The sequence below is a fragment of the Pseudomonas rhodesiae genome (assembly GCF_007858255.1).
Classification (GTDB): domain Bacteria; phylum Pseudomonadota; class Gammaproteobacteria; order Pseudomonadales; family Pseudomonadaceae; genus Aquipseudomonas; species Aquipseudomonas rhodesiae.
On record NZ_VFEU01000002.1, the window covers coordinates 1 to 20,113 of the forward strand.

Annotated in this window: 22 protein-coding genes and 1 pseudogene; 17 read left to right on the top strand and 6 right to left on the bottom strand. The window is 51.4% G+C overall.

Annotated features, from left to right (window positions below):
• The 4 genes and pseudogenes from FIV35_RS02270 to FIV35_RS02280 all read left to right on the top strand — a co-directional run.
• On the top strand, positions 1 to 97 hold a 97-nt coding region (locus FIV35_RS02270), incomplete at its 5' end, for a transposase domain-containing protein (protein ID WP_146374934.1).
• Positions 54 to 338, top strand: a pseudogene (locus tag FIV35_RS30220) (TniQ family protein); the annotation flags it as partial. The gene FIV35_RS02270 and the pseudogene FIV35_RS30220, both read left to right, overlap by 44 nt.
• A 9-nt stretch (positions 339 to 347) precedes the next feature.
• The gene (locus tag FIV35_RS02275) at positions 348 to 1,550 is read left to right on the top strand and encodes a TnsD family Tn7-like transposition protein (RefSeq protein WP_231980940.1); all 1,203 of its coding nucleotides are present in this window, start codon (positions 348 to 350) and stop codon (positions 1,548 to 1,550) included.
• 316 nt (positions 1,551 to 1,866) lie between these two features.
• Positions 1,867 to 3,540: a TniQ family protein gene (locus FIV35_RS02280; RefSeq protein ID WP_080761506.1), complete on the top strand. Its 1,674-nt coding sequence runs from the start codon at positions 1,867 to 1,869 to the stop codon at positions 3,538 to 3,540.
• A 385-nt stretch (positions 3,541 to 3,925) separates the two neighbouring features.
• Here FIV35_RS02280 and FIV35_RS02285 read toward each other — a convergent pair whose 3' ends face one another.
• Both FIV35_RS02285 and FIV35_RS02290 read right to left on the bottom strand, forming a co-directional pair.
• Positions 3,926 to 4,483 (bottom strand): arsinothricin resistance N-acetyltransferase ArsN1 family A, encoded by a 558-nt coding sequence (locus FIV35_RS02285; protein WP_019334872.1) that lies wholly within the window; start codon positions 4,481 to 4,483, stop codon positions 3,926 to 3,928.
• A 53-nt stretch (positions 4,484 to 4,536) separates the two neighbouring features.
• Complete coding sequence (locus FIV35_RS02290) at positions 4,537 to 5,034, bottom strand: MarR family winged helix-turn-helix transcriptional regulator (protein ID WP_032901576.1); 498 nt, start codon at positions 5,032 to 5,034, stop codon at positions 4,537 to 4,539.
• A gap of 379 nt (positions 5,035 to 5,413) precedes the next feature.
• Here FIV35_RS02290 and FIV35_RS02295 point away from each other — a divergent pair, with 379 nt between their 5' ends.
• The 13 genes from FIV35_RS02295 (at position 5,414) to FIV35_RS02355 (ending at position 15,858) form a co-directional block, all read left to right on the top strand.
• Entirely contained in the window at positions 5,414 to 5,836 is a 423-nt protein-coding gene (locus FIV35_RS02295) for an arsenate reductase ArsC (RefSeq protein ID WP_080761505.1), read from the top strand.
• On the top strand, positions 5,833 to 6,189 hold the full coding sequence (locus FIV35_RS02300; RefSeq protein WP_032901556.1) for a metalloregulator ArsR/SmtB family transcription factor: 357 nt from the start codon (positions 5,833 to 5,835) through the stop codon (positions 6,187 to 6,189). Before FIV35_RS02295 ends, FIV35_RS02300 begins: the two co-directional genes overlap by 4 nt.
• Before the next feature lie 25 nt (positions 6,190 to 6,214).
• Positions 6,215 to 7,498, top strand: a complete 1,284-nt coding sequence (locus FIV35_RS02305; RefSeq protein WP_034139901.1) for an arsenic transporter — start codon at positions 6,215 to 6,217, stop codon at positions 7,496 to 7,498.
• Between the two features lie 16 nt (positions 7,499 to 7,514).
• On the top strand, positions 7,515 to 7,985 hold the full coding sequence (locus tag FIV35_RS02310; protein WP_032901558.1) for an arsenate reductase ArsC: 471 nt from the start codon (positions 7,515 to 7,517) through the stop codon (positions 7,983 to 7,985).
• A gap of 46 nt (positions 7,986 to 8,031) precedes the next feature.
• On the top strand, positions 8,032 to 8,745 hold the full coding sequence (gene arsH / locus FIV35_RS02315; protein WP_032901559.1) for an arsenical resistance protein ArsH: 714 nt from the start codon (positions 8,032 to 8,034) through the stop codon (positions 8,743 to 8,745).
• Positions 8,746 to 8,770: 25 nt separating this feature from the next.
• A complete protein-coding gene (arsC, locus tag FIV35_RS02320; protein ID WP_032901560.1) occupies positions 8,771 to 9,193 on the top strand; it encodes an arsenate reductase (glutaredoxin) in 423 nt (140 codons plus the stop codon).
• A gap of 302 nt (positions 9,194 to 9,495) precedes the next feature.
• The gene (locus FIV35_RS02325; protein WP_032901562.1) at positions 9,496 to 10,629 is read left to right on the top strand and encodes a nucleoid-associated protein; all 1,134 of its coding nucleotides are present in this window, start codon (positions 9,496 to 9,498) and stop codon (positions 10,627 to 10,629) included.
• A 2-nt stretch (positions 10,630 to 10,631) separates the two neighbouring features.
• Positions 10,632 to 11,894 (top strand): hypothetical protein, encoded by a 1,263-nt coding sequence (locus tag FIV35_RS02330; RefSeq protein ID WP_017341663.1) that lies wholly within the window; start codon positions 10,632 to 10,634, stop codon positions 11,892 to 11,894.
• Between the two features lie 317 nt (positions 11,895 to 12,211).
• The gene (locus tag FIV35_RS02335) at positions 12,212 to 12,544 is read left to right on the top strand and encodes a DUF2790 domain-containing protein (RefSeq protein ID WP_033902856.1); all 333 of its coding nucleotides are present in this window, start codon (positions 12,212 to 12,214) and stop codon (positions 12,542 to 12,544) included.
• Positions 12,545 to 12,760: 216 nt separating this feature from the next.
• On the top strand, positions 12,761 to 14,086 hold the full coding sequence (locus tag FIV35_RS02340) for an OprD family porin (protein WP_034139900.1): 1,326 nt from the start codon (positions 12,761 to 12,763) through the stop codon (positions 14,084 to 14,086).
• Positions 14,087 to 14,379: 293 nt separating this feature from the next.
• Positions 14,380 to 14,655 carry a metal/formaldehyde-sensitive transcriptional repressor gene (locus FIV35_RS02345; RefSeq protein ID WP_034139899.1) on the top strand — a complete coding sequence of 92 codons (276 nt, stop codon included), beginning with the start codon at positions 14,380 to 14,382 and terminating at the stop codon, positions 14,653 to 14,655.
• Between the two features lie 11 nt (positions 14,656 to 14,666).
• Positions 14,667 to 15,632 carry a CDF family Co(II)/Ni(II) efflux transporter DmeF gene (gene dmeF / locus FIV35_RS02350; protein WP_034139898.1) on the top strand — a complete coding sequence of 322 codons (966 nt, stop codon included), beginning with the start codon at positions 14,667 to 14,669 and terminating at the stop codon, positions 15,630 to 15,632.
• A 43-nt stretch (positions 15,633 to 15,675) separates the two neighbouring features.
• Positions 15,676 to 15,858 carry a DUF1289 domain-containing protein gene (locus FIV35_RS02355; RefSeq protein ID WP_017341650.1) on the top strand — a complete coding sequence of 61 codons (183 nt, stop codon included), beginning with the start codon at positions 15,676 to 15,678 and terminating at the stop codon, positions 15,856 to 15,858.
• Positions 15,859 to 16,183: 325 nt separating this feature from the next.
• Here the strand turns inward: FIV35_RS02355 and FIV35_RS02360 are convergent, their stop codons facing one another.
• The 4 genes from FIV35_RS02360 to FIV35_RS02375 form a co-directional block, all read right to left on the bottom strand.
• The gene (locus FIV35_RS02360; RefSeq protein ID WP_019334904.1) at positions 16,184 to 16,651 is read right to left on the bottom strand and encodes a DUF411 domain-containing protein; all 468 of its coding nucleotides are present in this window, start codon (positions 16,649 to 16,651) and stop codon (positions 16,184 to 16,186) included.
• 162 nt (positions 16,652 to 16,813) lie between these two features.
• Positions 16,814 to 17,878, bottom strand: coding sequence for a copper resistance protein B (locus tag FIV35_RS02365; protein WP_019334905.1), 1,065 nt, complete (start codon positions 17,876 to 17,878; stop codon positions 16,814 to 16,816).
• Positions 17,850 to 18,095, bottom strand: a complete 246-nt coding sequence (locus tag FIV35_RS02370; RefSeq protein WP_140915309.1) for a hypothetical protein — start codon at positions 18,093 to 18,095, stop codon at positions 17,850 to 17,852. The genes FIV35_RS02365 and FIV35_RS02370 overlap by 29 nt, the downstream gene beginning before the upstream one ends.
• Positions 18,096 to 18,107: 12 nt before the next feature.
• Positions 18,108 to 20,036, bottom strand: a complete 1,929-nt coding sequence (locus FIV35_RS02375) for a copper resistance system multicopper oxidase (RefSeq protein WP_034139897.1) — start codon at positions 20,034 to 20,036, stop codon at positions 18,108 to 18,110.
• Between the last annotated feature and the right edge of the window lie 77 nt (positions 20,037 to 20,113).

Below are 20,113 nucleotides of genomic sequence, written 5' to 3' on the forward strand. Positions count from 1 at the left end.
TCCGTACGCCTATCTAAAGGATGTTCTCACGCGTCTACCGACGCAGCGGGCGAGTGAAATCGAGCAGCTGCTTCCGCATAAGTGGCAGCCGGTTTAATCACGCAAGACGTGTTGCCCGGACGCATACGACCCAGCAACAGGTGGACGACGCTCATATCTTGATGGCGGGAAACGGAAAGGGGTTGATGCTCAGGTTGGGGTTGATCGCGAGTCGACTCGAGTTCGCTTCGAGAGTCCGATTTTGCTTCGACTGTATCGAACAGGATAGAGCCCGTATGGGAGCAGCGTACTGGCACCGTGTGCATCAGCTGCCAGGCGTTTTGATCTGTCCCCACCATGGAACCCCGTTGAAGTACCTTGATTACCGCTGGTTGAGTCGAAATTCTCGAAGAATGCACTTGCCGGACGATGAGGACGTTCAGTCTCACTCCATTCCGTTAGACATCCCTCAAAATCTACAAAGTGCTCTGCACGAAATAGCGCAGCGTTCGATGCAGGTGCTTGAGGTCGATGTTCCTCCTTTATGTCCTGATGCGATTCGCTCGGTGTTTTTGGATGGTGCTACCGCCTTGGAAATGGCTTCCGACACTGGTCGGCTGCACTTAGGTAGATTGGCGCGGCACATGTCTGCGTTCTTTGAGGTTCTCCCCTCCTCAGGGGAGTACTCGATACTGAGCAAATCGTCTGCGGATATACCGGCGGCCTGGGTTGTGAAGCTTTTGCGTAAGCCGAGGGGCACCCATCATCCGCTGAAGTTCATCCTGCTGGCCTGCGCGCTGAAGGTCGACATGGAAAGGATACTTCGGCAGAACGCGCCTATTACCGAGTCGTTGAATCGAACAGCCAATACCGAAACACCTGGTGAACAAGCTGCCAACGGATCTCCAACCAGTCGCTCAAGCACCAATGAGTATATGAGTGAGGCATCTGAAACGATCTGGAGGCTGGCGGTCTCGGGGGCTGACGCGAAGACCATGGCGTCAGTAACAAGGAACTCGGTTACATGCGTCTACCGAATGATACGCGCGATTTCCGATGGACCTGACCGATGGAAAGAGGCGAGGCTTTCGAAACAGCTGGGTGATAGGAGGAATCGATTTGAGGGGGATTACAGAGCTCACCTAGCTCATGAGTGTCGAGATTATGTGTGGCTTCATCGAAACGATCGGCAATGGCTGTCCGAGCGTACACAACAGCCAGGTAAAGCCCACAGACTGCGCGGACAGCAAGCAGAAAGATTCAAAGACCTGGACCTCAACCTTGCCAACGAAGTGGTTCAATGCGCTGAAATGTTACGAGCGCTTCCAGGTAAACCTGTCCGTATCTCTCGGACAAAAATAGGCAGAGAGCTTCATGTGTTATCTAGGTTTGAAAAGCAGCTCAACAAGCTGCCGCACTGTGCGGTTGCACTGGCAGCCGAATGCGAAACCCTTGATGCATTCCATCGGCGGCGCCTGAGCTGGGCCGAGTGGAAGCTAAAACTTGACGGCAAACCAATTACTCAATCAGCGCTGTATCGAACAGCGTGTCTCAGAAAATTCCAAATATGAGTGAATGCACCCTGATCCGCGTATGAATATTGCTCTGTAACGCCGTCGACACAAGCCTCCATATTTGAGCTGTACGTAGATTCGATGTGTGAATTTTGACGAGGCGTGCAGTTAACGTATTTATATGTGTGGTGTATCGCATTTTGACTATGGCGTGAAAACGGCTGTTTTCTTATAAAATAGTTGCTGGCTGTTCGCTACTGTATGGCGTTCATCTTCAAAAATCCTTACCCGGGTACACGGTGGTATGTGATAAAAGAACACCATCCACAGGACTCGCGTCCTACCAGAACCCACGCTAGAAAGTCGGCTACTCATGTCCAGTATTCTGTTTTTTCCAATGTCAATGCCAGACGAGACACTATTATCTCGTATTACGAGATACCATTTTTTGTCCGGAAACAAAACCGAGGCAGAAACTTTTCGTGATCTTTTTGGCGTTGCACCATTCCAACTATCTATCATACCAAAGCAATTAGAAAACCTTGCTTCTCGATTGCCGGGAGTTAAAGAAAGCAACTTGGCTGAGTTGCTTGAGATTAACACTACGTTCCCAGCCTACAAACCTTTTATAGGACTATCAAAAGAACCCTCTAGGGAATTAGACAAGGTTTTATCTGATGTCGCTCGAGTGCCTAGGAGAGAAGGTACGAGGAATAGCAGAGCTAAAATTTGCTTGGCCTGTGTGCAGGCCGACCTCATAGAGTGTGGCTACGCATATTGGCACCGAGCTCATCATGTACCGGGCGTTACAGCGTGCTGGCGACACGGTGAAGAACTTCTTCAATCTTGCCCTAATTGCTCTCACCCTTTCTATCGTAAAAACCGATTGTTACCGGGGTTGACCGATGATTGTGCTTGCGGGTGGAACGCTGTTAAACCTGCGAACCGCTCACCCGCCTCAAATGAAGAGCGCGAGTTTGCAGTTTTTGTAAATGATATTCTGCAACGCAATCTGCCATCGATAGATTATACGGTTTTGGCTGCTTGTTATCGGCGTCAAGCAAAGAAGCAAGGGTTTGTTCATGGGAACCTAATTGGCACAGCTAAATTATTTAGCAGTATTCGTGATAAGTTCAGCGATGAAATTATTTCGAAAATTGATTTGGCATACGCAGCTGGAATTCGAAGTCAATGGATTAGGCTATCGACAACAAGAGGTCAAATTGATATGCCGTTGGCAAGGCATCTTTTAATATCTCTCCATCTTTTTGGATGTGCAGAAAAGTTTGAGAAATGCTTGGCAGAAGAGTCTCTACTTGCTAGCTCGGCAAACCCGACGGTCCGTCTTAAAGAGAAAACTTTGCCAGAACATAAGAAAAAGGCTTATCGAGAAAAAATCTCAATGCTACTTGAAGTGAAGCCAGGCATTGGTATGGACTATCTTTGGGTAAGTGCTTATCAAGTAACCCGTTGGCTCAACGAAAACGATAAGGACTGGTTGTTGAGTAAAATTACAGGGAACTTAATGCAGAAGAGTAGTGTCGAGCCGGTGGTAAACGATGAGGACGAAAAATACGCAACTATTCTTATAGAGGGCGTTGAGAACTTGTACCGCATCACCCAAAAACAGGTGCGAGTAAATATCAGTAACATGCTTGCAATTTTGCCGCGAAAAGTAAGTAGGGAGCGTGCGACTCGTAAGTCTTTCCCATTGCTGTCAGCTCAACTTGAACTTCATCTTGAGTCTCTTTGGCATTTTAGGTTACGGAGATTTATATGGACGATGTCGGAGATCGCGAGGCTTAAGTTACCCCCAAACAACTCCAGCTTGAGATTATTGACAACAGTGCCTCATGTGGCCTGCCAGGCTCTCATAAATCACTTCGAGTGGGATTTAGACAGCATGGTTAAGGACGGCATTAAGGTTGACGTTATGCTTAGAAATACCGGTGTCTCGCGGCAATGGGAAGGGCCACCAGGTTATGATATTCCCATGGGTGGCAATGCATACATGGAGATGATCGCGTCCAATTCAAAGCTCCAGTAGATATTTTTATGGCGTGGCGCAGTTGCTCTGGATCCGGTGATTTCTGAGGCTTATTGCTGCGCGTTGGATGTCACTATTAATACCGACGCCTATTGCGTATTGATCGGGCATTGGACGTGCAACGATATCAGCGACTTCCGCAGACACGGGCTTATACCGCATACGTCGATTTCGCGTATTCAATGTCCGCAGACATCGGTATCTATCTCAACGTCGATTCAAGCATGAGCAGGGGAATTACGTCGCTAGCGCAATCCACTCCAGTGGGCTGCGTAATTACATAGACTTGACCACATATTTGCATTCGACTTGACCAGTTAGGCCGTGATTGATTGTTTCGCTGTACGTAGCCTGACTGACAAGGTTTTAAGTGTGATAGAGAACCCTAACAGCCGCTTAATCCATTTGATTCAGTCTTGGTTGCAGCCATTGGTGTTAGCCACGGCATTTGATTCGTAGGAATGAGTCGCTCGACAATTGCGCAGTCGATCCAACGACCGTCAAGGCATGCATGTTTCTCGTAAACCCCGACTTGGCGGAATCCGCAAGCTTCGCACAGGGCGAGACTGGCGCGGTTAGAGGTGAACACGCGAGAAAGGACTTTCCAAAATCCGCGAGCTTCTGCCTCTTTAAGCAGCGCCTGAAGGAGATTCTTACCCAGCCCCTGGCCTCGCACCTCACGGCTCATGTAAATCGAAAAGTCAGCGATGCCGTCATAGCACGCGCGATTGCGGTAGTCACTAAGGCTCGCCCATCCGATGACCTTATCGTGCTCATCAAGCATCACCAGAACGGGATAACGATCATGAGCCTCAAGTCGCTCTAGCATGTCATCAGGGTTACGCGGAGTGGTCTCGAACGTGGAACTTCGTTCCGCAATCCCTTGGTTATAAATAGTGGCTATCGAGGTTGCATCAACTGGCTCAGCAGGACGGATACGCATGATCGGGTTCCATTATGTTGGTAGTAACAACATTTGAATCAAAAAATGGAGATTCAATAGGCTTGCGTTGGATCTGAGCCACGCTCATTTGTGAGGCCGCAGCGTTTTTCGGTAGCTCGTGTAATCTGCCTGAGCAAGGTTAATGCTCCTTGCCTGGCTTCGGCTGAAAGGTTCTCGATCATTGTTATCTCTTCGGCAATGAGATCGCCCCTGATTTTTTCGTAGAGTTCCCTGCCCGCGTCCGTGGCCTGGATCTTCACGGCACGGCGGTCTTCGTTATCCTCAGCGCGTGACACATACCCCTTGCGTTCGAGCGCATCGATTACGCGGCTTGCCGTGCTTTTGTCTAAAAACATCTCTTCAGCCAAGACCTGAAGCCGCATGGCTCCTTTCTTGACCAGCGTTTCGACCGCGTAGCACTGGGTGACTGAAACGTCGTAGCAGCAAATCCGATCTCTATCTCGAAACTGGTAGACACGGACGAGCTGATTCAACGCCTCGTACAGATCCTCGGCATCCTGGGACAACTGGTCTTTTTTCCGCTTCGGCATAATCGTCACAAATTCGTTGTTAGCTGCAACAATAATCTTGGGGATGCTGACCGTCAACAAGCCTGCGCTGGTTGACGACAGGAAATCTGTCGCACTAGCATGTTGTGCCCAACAGCCAAAAAAGAATTCAGCAAGTGAGCTTTGTGGCCCAATCCTGGTACCTCTTAGTGTTGGAAAATTCGGCCCAATGCTGCTGTTGAACTTGCTGTACTGGTTACAGCTGATTTGCGTTGTGATCAGCTCGTCTTCCGACGAAAAGTCGTCCGACGATCTGACGAGCGCTGCCCTTACCCGCTGGTGACCGGCGACGCAAAAATATACGCTTTACCGAATATGCGATAAATCATATATTCGATTCAACGTATGTGTCGAGGTTGCCATGTCTGCCCCAATCAAAGTGCTTTTCATCTGCGTTGCCAACTCTGCCCGCTCCCATTTAGCAGAAGCATTGCTTCGGCACACAGATCCGCGTTTTGCCGCTTACAGTGCGGGCTTGGAGCCAACCAGCGTCGACCCGCGTACTGTAGCTGCTCTGGCCAATGTCGACGTAGATGCATCCGGACTGCATAGCAAATCCATTGATGAGCTTCGCGACGAAAAATTCGATTACGTCATCACGCTGTGTGACAAGTCCGCACGGGAATGTGCATGGATGCCCGTCGCTGGCGAAGTCATCACTTGGGATTTCGCAGATCCGGTCACCAGCGATCATCCCGACGCGTTTCGCCACACACTTCATGACATCCATGAGCGCATTAAGCTCTTCGTCTTGGTCAAGACAAAACACTTGGAGGATCTATGACAGAGCCCATGAATCCCACGGCACTATTCAAGTGCTTGGCAGATGACACTCGAACCAAAATCACACTGCTCATCGTGAGCGAAGGAGAGCTGTGCGTATGCGAGCTTACCGCTGCGCTCGACCAGAGCCAGCCCAAGATTTCTCGCCACTTGGCGCTGCTTCGTTCAGCGGGACTGCTGATGGATCGTCGTCAAGGCCAGTGGGTTTACTACCGCCTGAATCCCGGCCTTCCTAGTTGGGTGAGTGCAATTCTGAAGGACGTCGTGGATGCGAATCAGGATTGGCTAGATACCGAAGCCAAACGGCTAAGCGACATGAATGCTCGTCCTATCAACCAGCTCGTATGTGGCTGATCTGCTTCCAAATCGAGTGATTGAAATGTTGATTGCCGTACTGATCTTTATTGCCACCATCGTCCTGGTGATCTGGCAGCCCAAAGGGCTGGGTGTTGGCTGGAGTGCAACCTTTGGCGCTGTACTCGCGCTCTTGACTGGAGTGGTCACTCTTGGGGATATCCCCGAGGTGTGGCACATCGTTTGGAATGCCACCGCAACGTTCATCGCGGTGATTATCATCAGTCTTCTGCTCGATGAAGCCGGCTTTTTCGAATGGGCAGCATTGCATGTCGCACGCTGGGGCGGAGGCAGCACTCGTAAGCTATTTGCTTTCATCATCCTACTGGGTGCTGCGGTATCAGCATTATTTGCTAATGATGGTGCGGCATTGATTCTCACGCCCATCGTGATCGCAATGCTATTTGCATTGCGCTTTTCGCCCGCTACCACCCTCGCATTCGTCATGGCGGCCGGTTTTATCGCTGATACCGCGAGTTTGCCTCTGGTAGTTTCGAATCTGGTCAACATTGTCTCTGCGGATTACTTCAAGATTGGGTTCAGCGAATACGCATCCGTCATGGTGCCGGTGAATCTGGTCAGCGTTGCGGCTACGCTGGTGATGCTGATGTGGTTCTTCCGCAAGGAATTGCCCAAGACTTACGAACTTGCTCAGTTGCATCATCCTAAAGAGGCGATACGTGATCGCCCGACGTTCATAGCAGGCTGGTGGGTTCTAGCTCTGCTGCTGGTCGGTTTCTTTGTCGTCGAGCCTCTGGGCGTGCCGATCAGTGCCATTGCGGCTGCCTGCGCATTCATTCTTTACGTCATCGCGGCCCGTGGACACGCCATCGACACCGGCAAGGTGCTCAAGGGCGCGCCATGGCAGGTGGTGATCTTTTCCCTGGGCATGTATCTGGTCGTCTACGGCCTCAAGAACGCCGGTTTGACCAACCATATCGCCCAGATCCTGAATGTATTTGCCGACTACGGTGTCTGGGGCGCGTCCTTGGGTACGGGGCTGCTCACAGCCTTTCTGTCTTCAATCATGAACAACATGCCCACCGTCCTGATCGGTGCCTTGTCCATTCATGCTGCCGAAGTCGATGGCGTCATCCATCAAGCAATGGTGTACGCCAACATCATTGGCTGCGACCTGGGGCCGAAAATCACCCCCATCGGTAGCCTGGCCACGCTCTTGTGGCTTCACGTGCTGGCCAAAAAGGACATCACGATCAGTTGGGGTTACTACTTCAAGACCGGGATCGTGCTGACCTTGCCCATCCTTATCGCCACCCTCTGTGCCTTGGCATTGCGCCTCAGCTTCTGAATCAAGGAATCTACTGATGAAAGTCTTGTTCATGTGTACCCACAACAGCTGCCGCAGCATCCTCTCCGAGGCACTGTTCAACGACCTAGCGCCAGAGGGTGTGGAAGCGATCAGCTCAGGAAGCTTTCCCAGCGGCCGCGTGAACCAACGGGCATTGCAAACGCTGGAGGCTGCGGGCATTTCCACGGCGGGCTTGAGCAGCAAAGCTTCGGATGCTTTCGAACGCTCTCCACCAGACATCGTGATAACCGTATGTGACCGGGCCGCGGGTGAGGCATGCCCCATCTTTTTCGGGCCAGCCTTGAAGGCCCATTGGGGTTTAGCCGATCCGTCGGAAGCCATCGGGTCGGAGATCGAGATCACAACAGCGTTTGAAGCCACTCTCGCCAAAATTCGCGAACGGGTGAGCGCGTTTCTTGCGCTGCCGCTGAAAACCATGAGCCCTGACCAACTCAAAGCAGAACTGAACCGTATCGGTTCGCTTTGAAGCGCAATGGAAGTTGTGCCTGCTTGGCGCATCCCTAGGAGTTTGTATGCAAGATACGCTGCCGAATGTCCAAGCCGAACTGCTTGACATTCCCACCCTGGAGCAACTGACGCCTCGCACGTCTTCACTCCATAAACCTCGAATCCTTCTTTTGTATGGATCGACACGAGAGCGATCCTTCAGCCGGTTGGTGACCCAGGAGGCCGCCCGTCTTCTGGAACGGTTTGGCGCTGAAACAAAGATATTCGACCCATCAGGCCTTCCGCTGCCGGATGATGCACCCGAGACGCACCCCAAAGTCGCGGAGCTTCGCAAGCTGATGCAATGGTCGGAAGGCCAGGTGTGGTGCTCTCCTGAGCGACACGGCTCCATGAGTGCGGTTTTCAAGGCTCAAATTGATTGGGTTCCACTGGCGATAGGTGCTGTACGACCTACACAAGGAAAGACCCTTGCGGTGATGCAAGTCTGCGGCGGCTCGCAGTCCTTCAACGTAGTTAATCAGTTGCGGGTACTGGGGCGTTGGATGCGGATGTTCACCATCCCAAATCAATCCTCAGTAGCTAAGGCATTCACCGAATTCGATGAGGCGGGCCGGATGAAGCCGTCCTCGTACTACGACCGCCTGGTCGACGTGATGGAAGAACTAATGAAATTCACGCTGCTGTTGCGTGATCGCCAGGATTACCTGGTTGGTCGTTACTCCGAGCGTAAAGAGTCCGCTGAGGAGCTATCCACACGCGTCAACCAGCGATCCATTTGAGCCTCTCGACAGCGAGACATCCGATATGAGTCAGATCACGATTTATCACAACCCGGAATGTGGCACTTCCCGTAATACCTTGGCATTGATCCGCAACAGCGGTGAAGAGCCAACGGTAATTGAGTATCTGAAAACCCCACCTGATCGTACAACGCTAATCAGACTGATCAAGGATATGGGTATAGAGGTGCGGGCACTGCTCCGTATCAAAGGCACGCCGTACGAAGTGCTTGGGTTAGGTGATCTGTCACTTGCAGATGACCAGCTCATTGACGCCATGATGACTCATCCCATCCTGATCAATCGTCCCATCGTCGTTACACCCTTAGGGGCGCGCCTTTGTCGCCCGTCAGAGGCTGTCCTCGACCTGCTTTCACAAGAGCAGCGCGGCAGTTTCGTCAAAGAGGACGGACAGGTCGTAATTGATGATCTGGGCCGTAAAGTCTGAACCCACGCAAGCGATGCGCAGCAAACGTAGGGGGGATGGTGGTGAGTCAAAATCCGAAATTTGATGTCGTGGTTATTGGCGGCGGCCAATCCGCGCTTCAACCCTCCGCTCCTCGTGCTGATGAATGGCATAGATTATGATGCTGTATACATATACAGTTGTTGGGTTCGTGCAGCCTTACTGATCGGTAGGTATTGGAGCCCTTCGGTGATATCTGATATCGAGATAAGCCCTGAAGTTTGCTGGGTAAGGTGCTATTTTCAGTGATTCCATATTGATACTATCGGAACGGAATTCGACCTATGATTACGCTGAAAACTGCCATTATTCACAGCTTCAAGAAGCTGGCCAAGACCAGCTTTATCTCCGAGGTGGTCAAGAAGGATGTGGCGCTCGATACTGAAAATCCCGCGTTGCATTTTCTGGTCAATGGTATCCACGGCCTCATCGGCAAAGAAGGCAACAGCGTGGTCTACGGCCAGTTTGCCGATGATGACCGTCAGGGACCGTTTCCAGAGCGCTTCACCGCGTTCGTAGAAGTACAAGATGATGAAGCGCGATTTATCGACTTGACCCACTTGGCAATGGACCAGTTGGTGGAGCAAGCAGGTAATCAAGTCTTATCGACCGGTGGACACATCCTTTGCGCTCAGTACACCGCAGGTGCAACCGACTTTTTCCTGGTCGCCAGCATGAAGGAACGCGGCGGTATACAGCTGGACGAGAACTATGTGCCCAAGGAAATTCAAGAGGTCGATCTCAACAAGGTTCAGCAGGCCGCCAGGATCAATTTAGCGAGCTTCGTGGCCATAAAGGCTATGGCTGCCGCGGCCGCTGCTGCGCCTGAGCAGGATGAGGATGACGCGGAGGATGAAGTGGATTCAACCTACCTGTGCTTCATCAGCCGGGGCCGTGATAGTCAGGCATCCGACTATTTCATCTCTGCACTGGGATGCGCGAAAGGAGTAGCTTCCGGACGCGCTACCAAAAATGCCATTGATAACGTTGCACGGTTTTTTCGCGACAACAAAACGTTAAAAGGCTTTGGTTATAAGGCCAAAGAGGCGGTTATCAAGTATCTGGAGGAACAGTTGGCAGCAGGCAAGTCTGCGCGCTTGGACGCTATCTGCCACGTCGCTGTCGCACACGTACCCGCTGACTTAGTGGATGAAATTGTTGGACTGAAAGACTATTTGAATAGTGAGAAACATAAGGTGCCAGACGACTTTACGGTCAATGCGAAATCGCTGAAAGAGAAGACCCGTATCAAGGGGGACGCGGCTAACTGGTCGTTGCAATTCGAGCGTGGAGCGTTAGGTAAGGATCCGGCCGCAGACGTTTATTATGATGAGGGACGGAAAAATTTGACACTGTCCAATCTGACTGCCGAACTGGTTGGTGTGATCGAGAAAGAACTGCTGGCCAGGGTCGGCTAAGAATGTTTTCTAATGTGGTAGCTCTCTACCGCGCCATTGGAGCGCCCCCCATTGAGGACGGAGTCATCCGCTATGAGGGGATGCCAACGCCCGACATTATCGGTACGTTGCGAATGTGCGATGGCCTGCCCGCAGCCTATGGCAAGTTCGAGCATTGCTCTGAAGAAGCAGACTCTCTCGATATTGAGTTTCGCTTGCCATCGAACGAGTCTGGCCGTTTCTACGCGAACCTAGGCGAGTTTGTCGCTCGCAATGGCTCATTGGGCAAGGGCCAATTTCCGAGCAACGTGTACATTGTTGAGCTCTGTTGGGCAGATAGTGATGACACCGAACCTCCGACGATTAAGGCGCTCAGGCGCGTATGTCGGTTGATCGAGCTGCTTGCACTGCTAGCGATCGGTGTCGACAAAGACAGCAGCCAAGATGGTTTTAATCTTTTCTTTGCCTTGCCTCCTGATGGGGCTAAGCCGCCGAGAACATTTCTGTTGCCTACTCAGGTTGACGCCAAGGTACTTGACTATGAGCTCAATCACCTGAGCTTGTTGGAAGAAATACTCAATCGAAAAAACGAAAATAAGGCACACCTCTCCGAACGAAAATTAATGATTCGGATGGCGGTGGCTAGCGTCATAGAGAAGTTTGAGAGCGAGCCCAATCTGTTCTTGGTGATCGTGCGGGAGTGGCGGGAGGTCCTCGCCACATACCGCGCGAATCTGCAAACCTACGTCTATAGCTTCTCGTTTGAGCGGGCCCGGCGCGAGGTGGCCCAAGCTGAAATCGACTATGGCACCAAGCTTAGCGGGGTGCTGGGCGACATCGCCGGCAAGATGCTCGCCCTGCCGATATCGCTAGCGGGTTTGGTCGTGCTGGAGAAAACAACCTCAAGATTCGAAGGTTTTATCCTTGTCCTTGGGTTGGCAGTGGTTTCTGTGGTTCTGCTTGCAATCCTTCACAACCAAATGCTGCAAACGGAGCGCCTCCTACACAGCTTCAATGTCATTTTCGATGATTTCAAGGACAAGATAAAAACATATCCCCCTAAACTTCAGGGGCTGCTCAGGATCACCATCGATCAAGTCGACAAGCAAGGCCGAACCCTCACCAGGACCTTTCGGTTGCTGAAGGGGTTGTCCCTGCTTCCAATCGTCGGTGCTTTGCTGCTAGCCGCGATAAAATACTGGGACGATTTCTTATGGCTGTTAAAGGCTATCCTAGCGATGGTGTTTTCGGTACTCAACGTAGCCCCTAATATTCTCAGCCCATGAGGCTTTTTTAACACGTTCTTCGTCTCATCTTACTGCGCTCAAACGACTCATCCATCTGGAGCAGTCCAAGCAGCTGTCAATGATATAGAGGAGATGTATCTTTAATAAAAATCTTGGGTGCTTCATGAGGAGCTCGAGTTGGTCCCTAATGCCTTATCTGACGTATTCAGCCTACTCCGCCAATAAGTTAAATTTCTAATAGTCGAGCTCACGTGTACTGTGGAACACCTTACGCATATGTAATATTCGCGGCAGCTTTCTGAAAGGCATCACTGGTTATCCTCTAGTCAGAAGTAAGTGAACACTAGGAGAAAATCATGAAATCACTAAAAGTTTTTTTTGCCGTTACCATCTTGACCATGTCTTCTTTGGCCATGGCTGAAGGAGGTGGTGACCGCGTTTATGGTCGAATGATGCAAGAGAACCAGAAGGCGATGGAGCAGTACGCCTTAGAAAACGGAAAGACGACACCTGAAGTTGTTCATTATGAATATGGAATGAACCTCGATGTCCAAAAGGTAATCAGTACCACTCAAGCCAATAAAACCTGTGGCGTAGCCCCTTCGCGCATGACCTATGAAGATTCGGCGGGCAAGCTCAACACCCTGGAATACAAGGTTATGGGTACTAACTGCCCTCACGGAAGCTAGTTAGCGTTGGCCCTAACTGCGCAAGGTTGTTCGGTATTTTTTGAGCCTGCTTACTGTTCGCTGACATAGAAGTAATTTTCAGGTCACGCTGGAGTTATCTATTGTATGAAATTATGTCTGCCGGCACGTAGGATAAATCCTCACGTGCTGGTGGCTTTTTATAATTATAAAAAATTTCATAAAGAAACTCTGCCAAGCTAAAGCCTGGAGTGTTAAATGAACAATAAAAGCATTTATGGTCTTTCTCTCATTGCCCTTAGCATGAGCATGGGGCAAGTTGCAGTGGCTGTTGAGCAAAGACCTGAAGGATTCATTGAGGGGAGCACCTTTAGTATTCTCAATCGGAATCTCTATCTCAATCGTGATTATCGAAAGGGCCAGTCAAGCCCCACGGGCAATGGTTACTCAGCCGAATGGGCTCATGGCATCATTGGCCGATTCGAATCAGGCTTTACTCAAGGTACAGTAGGCTTCGGCATTGATGCGTTTGCAATGGAAGGCCTCAAGCTCGATTCAGGTGATGGTCGCTCGGGAGCTCGTAGCTCAGTCGATGTCTTGCCGCACAATAGCAAAGGCCAACCTGAAGACTCCTACTCAAAAGTAGGCGGAGCCGCAAAAGTGCGTTTCCTGGATACAGTCGTCAAGGTAGGGGACGTATTTCCATCGACGCCTGTCGTGGCCTATGGGGATTCCCGACTCCTCCCTGAGAGTTTTCGTGGTGCAACGTTTACCAATACCAGCATCAAAGACCTTACCCTTCAGGGTGGTCGGCTGCATGCGATGAGCCAACCCAATTCCAGTGGCATGCGTGACGGCTTTTCGACTTTCTACGCTGGTGCGGTAGATGCTCCGTGGATCGCTTATCTAGGGGGCGATTACACAGTCAATGAGCACGTAGGTGTGAGTCTTTACACCAGCCAATTCAAGGATGTGTGGAACCAGTATTACGCAGGCACCACATTGAGCTATCCGCTCTCAGATAGCGTATCGCTAATCGGTGGTTTTAATTACTACCGAGCGGTGGATGAGGGTAAAAAACTTCTGGGAAGCTTCGATAACAACATCTGGAGCGGCAAGACCGGGGTCAAATTCGGAGCGCACGTCGTGACCGTTGGGTACCAGCGCAATAATGGTAACGACGACTTTGACTACCTTCGCCAATCCGACTCAATTTTCTTGGATAACTCTATTCAGTACAGCGATTTCAACTCACCGAAAGAGCAATCCTTGCAGCTGCGCTACGATCTAGATATGCAGGCCTTCGGCATCCCCGGTCTCAGCTTCATGACCCGCTACGCTAAGGGTTGGGATGCGGACTATTCCAACGCGAACAGCGTGTACATGCGTCGTGGAGCGGATGGCGCCCCATTGCAGAATCAAAAGCGTTGGGAACGAGACATCGAGGCTAAGTACGTCATCCAGTCAGGTTCTCTGAAGGACATGTCTTTACGTGTTCGCCAGGCAACGACACGAGCCACGGATTTCGAATCTGATTTGGACGAGGTCCGACTGATTGTCGAGTATCCACTGCAAATGCTTTAACGGACGCTGGCCGTAGGCATCAAGCGTCCGATTGCCAGATACACCCCGTCTCTTTTTTCTCCTTTGGTTTTGGAGACGGCTTAGGCGCCCTAGTGGCGCCTTTTTTTATGGATATTGACATAACTATCGGTATATCCCCGGCCGTCATTCCAGTGCTGATGCTGCCCCTCATGAGCTCTCGCACAATCTATTGCGTACACAGGTTCTGCACGAGCAGGTGTATTTCCGTCCTGGGTTGTATGGCTAGGTGGAACGTGTGATTATACTTCAACTATAGGTAGGGGGGGTATGGTATGGGGCATATGAGATCGAGCAAAGACAATCTTCTTAAGCGCGTAAAGCGGATCGCTGGGCAAATCCAGGCGATTGAGCGAGCACTCGACTCTGATGATGACTGCTCGAAAACCTTGCTTTTGGTCGCTTCGACTCGTGGCGCGATCAATGGGCTCATGGATGAAATCATCGAAGACCACGCTCGTGAACACGTCGCGAATCCAACACTCAGCAACGAAGAAAGAGCGAAAGGCGTCGATGAGCTTCTCGAAGCCATTCGCCGCTATTCCAAATAGGATTTGCCCAGATGAGTAATTCGTACACCGACTATTCCCACGACCATATGTTCCTTGGGAAATCACATGAAGAAAACGCCAAGCGTACCTTGTGGGTGGTGGCCCTGACCGTCGTAATGATGGTTGCTGAAATCACCGCAGGTTATCTCACTGGCTCAATGGCGTTGCTTGCCGATGGTTTTCACATGGCAACGCATGCAGGTGCACTGGGCATAGCCGCAGCTGCTTACGGTTACGCGAAAAGACATGCCTCAAGTGCTCGCTACAGTTTTGGAACTGGCAAGGTGGGAGACTTGGGTGGCTTCGCTTCTGCTCTGATTTTGGGACTGGTTTCCTTGGGAATTGCTGGAGAGTCGCTGTTTCGTCTCTTTCAACCGACTCAAATGCAATTCGGGACAGCGACTCTAATCGCAATTGTCGGACTAGCAGTGAATGTGGTGAGCGCGCTTTTGCTGTCTGGCGGTCATGATCATCACCATGGGCATGACCACGGCCACGATGAGTCTCACCATGCGCATGGTCACGACAATAATTTGCGCTCTGCATACGTTCACGTCATTGCAGATGCACTGACTTCGGTTCTGGCCATCGCAGCCCTTCTTGCTGGTCGATACCTTGGTTGGGTATGGCTCGACCCTGCAATGGGGATTGTGGGTGCCGTTGTGATTGCACGCTGGGCTTGGTCGTTGATGCGGGTGACTTCGGGTGTATTGCTCGACCAGACAGATGATCATGTCGCTGAAGAGATTCGTGAACTGGTTGAGCGACCGGGAGATGCTTCGATCATTGATCTTCATGTCTGGCAGGTGGGGCCGCAAGCCCGCGCCGCGATTGTGAGTGTTCTGGGCAGCCCAGCAGTGAATGCAGAAAACATACGAGAACGGCTGGCGACGGTTCATGAGATCACTCATCTGACAGTTGAGTACCGCACGAAGTTGGGCGCTGACTCACCCGATCAGGTCGCCGTTCTGGCTTAGCAATGAACCCGTAGCACGCATAAGTTCGACGAGGAATTGAACAATGGCCAAGGACATCGAAAATCCCTGTATTTCTGTTTGCCAGCTGAACAGCGAACTATGCGTCAGCTGCGGTCGTACCAAGGAAGACATCAGAAAATGGAAACGAATGAAACGTCCAGAAAAAATGGCCGCTGTACAACGCGCCACCCTGCGTCTGAAAAGCCTGCAAAAAAAGAACTCTTAAACCACAGTCATTTACCTTTTCTACTTTTTCAGCCGAGACAGATGCCCTAATTCGAAAGGGCAAGCTGAGAGGCAACGCCGTTCCCAAACTTAGCACTATCCCGATCAGCAATCTGCTGCCCAATGCGTGGCAGTATACGGAGCATGGCGTCATCTCAAATTGTTATTGAGGACAGCAGTACGGGGTTATCAAATTCGGTGCAAGAGCGCCTTTACAATTGTTGCTGATGTCCTTAGCGAATGGTTTGAGAATGAAATCGACAGAGCATGTCCCGCTGCATGGCCATGAACGGTGACCATGCTGTGACGGGATGGACGGGGTGGGATTAGTTTTCGGGGTATTCAGCAATCACCTGATCTGTGCCAGCTTTGGTCAGGCCGATTATCTGGTAGGCCTCATGCACTCCGTCGACTTCCATTCCTGGAGAACCTGCTGGCATGCCAGGAGCAGCGATCCCGAGAAGGTCGTCACGCTTACTCATCGCAATTATTTGCTCAACTGGCACATGACCTTCAACAAACTTCCCGTTGATCATCGCAGTGTGACAAGACGAGAGTCGTGGAGCGACACCTAGATCTTGTTTGACAGCACTCATGTTGGTTTCTACATGATCAATGACGGTGAAGCCATTGGCCTCAAGATGCTGAATCCATTTTTTGCAACATCCGCAGTTTGCATCTCGATGCACATCGATGGTCAGGGTCTGCGCCGCTTGAGCCGTTGAGCCAATGAACAGCGCGGTGAATGTTGTGATACGCAGAAATCGACTTGAAAGTCGGAAGCTACCTGTCATGAATATTTCCTTTTCCCTTGGAGACGGCGAGATGTTCTACGAAGCAATAGAACCCCACTCAAGCGTTCATGCCGCTGCAAAGGTTACATTGAAGGATCTACTTTAGAGTCGGGGAGCCAACTCCCCGATCATTTGAATTCGTAGGGCTAGTGCTCAAATCGCTCAGAACCACATCCGAATACCAGCTACAAACCGGGCCTCGTTTGTCTTTTCCCCTTCATCGCTGGCCAGGTCAGCCGTCTTACCATATGAGCGATTCCAGCTAACACCAATGTAGGGTGCGAATTGACGAGTAATTTCGTAGCGCAACCGCAGGCCTAGTTCAGTGTTGGCCAATCCAGATCCTATGCCGCGCTGAGGATCATTTTTCCCGTACAAGTTTACTTCGGCGGTCGGCTGCAAGATCAGGCGATTGGTCAACAGGATGTCGTAATCGCCTTCAAACCGAGCTGCGGTTTGACCGTTCTCACCAATATAAGCAGTCGCTTCAGCTTCAAAGTTATAGAGGGCCATGCCCTGAATACCGAGCGCTCCCCATGTTTGAGGTGACCCAGGTTTGAAGTCTTGTCGAATGCCGGTGACGACATCCCACCAAGGACCGATGGCGTGTCCCCACAGAGCCTGAAGTTCAGCGTTCTCGGTTACGCCATTGGTACGTTCGCCTTCCGAACGCAACCATAGGCGATCGACGTCACCGCCGATCCACCCTTTTGCATCCCAAGCCAGCGCACTACCGTTGTCAGCGTCTTGGTACTCAAATTTATCCAGGAGGATGAACGAGTTAATTTTTTTATCGTGCACACCATGGCCTGGTAAGTCTGGAAAAGCGGCGGCCCGGTCAGCGTCGGTAAGTACGGGGATCGGGGTTCGGCTTGTGGTAGTCGCCCCTCCATCCATGCTTTCCATACCGTCCATTTGCCCGTTATCCATGCTCATCTTGCTGTGATCCATAGCCCTCATCTTGCTATGGTCCATGGATCCCATTGAGCCGTGGTCCATCTTGGAGTGATCCATCGCGGCATCTTTCGCTTTGGCTGGTTTGGATTTTTGTGCAGTTGAAGACTTTGCGTCCGCACTTGATGGCATCGCCATCGACGGATCCATCTCTTCAGCGGCTTGAGCCATGAAAAAGAATGCTGGACCGGTAGAGACTGCAAGTGCCATCAGCGTTGGGCGTAAAAACTTACTGGTCATGATCTCAATCTGCCTTTTTGGTTTTTTGGTCATGATCCATCGACTCATGGCTCATCTGGCTATGGTCCATTGACCCGTGATCTAGCTTCGGATCGTTTGCCGTTGCTGGCTTGTCCGTTGCTGTAGCAGGAACAGTGGTTGAATGGTCGCTGCCATTTTCCTCTGCCAGCACCGTGGACGAGAGTCCACTCAGCAGGACAGCAGCAAAGAGGCAACCCACGAGGGAATTACGATTTAGGTATGTGCTCACAGATCGTCTCCTTTACTCATCTACCCGTACTTCACGGAACATGCCCATTTCCATATGGAAAAGCAGGTGACAGTGATATGCCCAACGGCCTAAGGCATCAGCGGTGACTCGATAGCTGCGTTTGGTACCTGGTGGCATATCGATCGTATGCTTGCGCACCATGAACTTGCCGTTCTCATCCTCGAGGTCACTCCACATGCCGTGAAGGTGGATGGGGTGGGTCATCATGGTGTCGTTCACCAAGGTGATGCGCAGACGCTCGCCATACTTCAGGCGCAGCGGTTCGGCGTCAGAGAATTTGATGCCGTTGAACGACCACGAGAACTTCTCCATGTGACCGGTCAAATGAAGCTCGATGGTACGATTTGGCTCGCGGCCGTCAGGGTCTTGGAAAGTGCTTTTCAAGTCGGAGTAAGTGAGCACTCGACGACCATTGTTCCGCAAGCCTATGCCCGGATCGTTCAGCTTTGGCGTTGGACTCATGGCTTGCATGTCAACCAAGGGATTGTTGGTTTCAGAGGCTGGGTGAGTCTGCATTTCTCCACCCATACCGCTCATGCCAGCCATCCCTGACATATCACCACTGCCCATTCCTGCCATCTTGCTGTGGTCCATGCCAGCCATGTTGGACATGTCGCCTTTGCCCATGCCAGCCATCTTGCTGTGATCCATACCAGCCATGTTAGTCATGTCACCGCTGTCCATGCCGGTCATCCCGGTCATGTCACCTTGGTTCATCCCTGCCATCTTGCTGTGATCCATGCCGGCCATGTCGCCACCGCCCATTCCAGCCGAGCTGCCATGGTCCATACCAGCCATACCGCCCATCCCCATGTCATCCATAGTTACTATAGGACGTGGGTCAATTGCAGGTATCGGTGCCTTTAGGCCTTCACGCACTGCAAGTGTTCCGCTAGCGTAACCTGTACGATCCATAGACTGGGCGAAGATGGTGTAAGCCTCTTCACTGGCAGGCTCTACGATCACGTCATACGTTTCAGCTACGGCGATGCGGAATTCGTCAACGCTCACTGGATTGACGTGTTGGCCGTCGGCGGCCACAACGGTCATTTTCAAACCAGGAATGCGGACGTCGAAATAGCTCATCGCCGAGCCGTTGATAAAGCGTAGTCGTAGCTTCTCACCCGGCTTGAAAATACCGGTCCAGTTACCGTTGGGCGCCTGGCCATTCATGAGATAGGTGTAAGTATCTGCGCTGACGTCTCCAAGGTCGGTTGGGCTCATGTTCATTTCAGCCCACATCTTCCTGTCAGCTACTGTTGCTGACCAACCTTGCTTACTGACATCGTCGATGAAATCACCAACGGTGCGTTTATGGTGGTTGTAGTAGCCCGACTGTTTCTTAAGCTTGGCCATGACGCGACTAGGATCTTCATCGGTCCAGTCAGTCAACATCACCACGTAGTCGCGGTTGTATTGAAAAGGTTCAGGCTCTTTCGAGTCGATAACGATTGGCCCGTAAACCCCTGCCTGCTCCTGTAAGCCCGAGTGGCTGTGGTACCAGTACGTACCATTCTGATGAACCTTGAACTTGTACTCGTACATGCCGTCGGGTGCGATGCCATGGAAACTCAAGCCAGGTACACCGTCCATATTGGCCGGCAGAATGATCCCGTGCCAATGGATTGAGGTGTCTTGGTCCAAGCGGTTTTTTACACGCAGGGTGACTGTCTCTCCTTCGCGCCAACGCAGCAAAGGCCCTGGCAATGATCCATTGATGGTCATGGCTGTTCGCGCCGAGCCGGTAATGTTTACAGGGGTTTCACCAATAAACAGATCAAATTCATTGCCAGTGAGTACGCTCGGCAGACCTGGACTTGTCACCGCCCATACAGGAGTGCGCCAAAGGCCAAAGCCGCCGAGAATGCCACCAGCGGCCAAGCCTTTTACGAATGTCCGTCTAGAGGTTTTGGAATGCATGCCGTTTATTTCCAATCAGTCAAAAGGGAAGCCGTGCGAAACAACCGATCATGAGTTGCCCGGATCAGCTTTGCCCA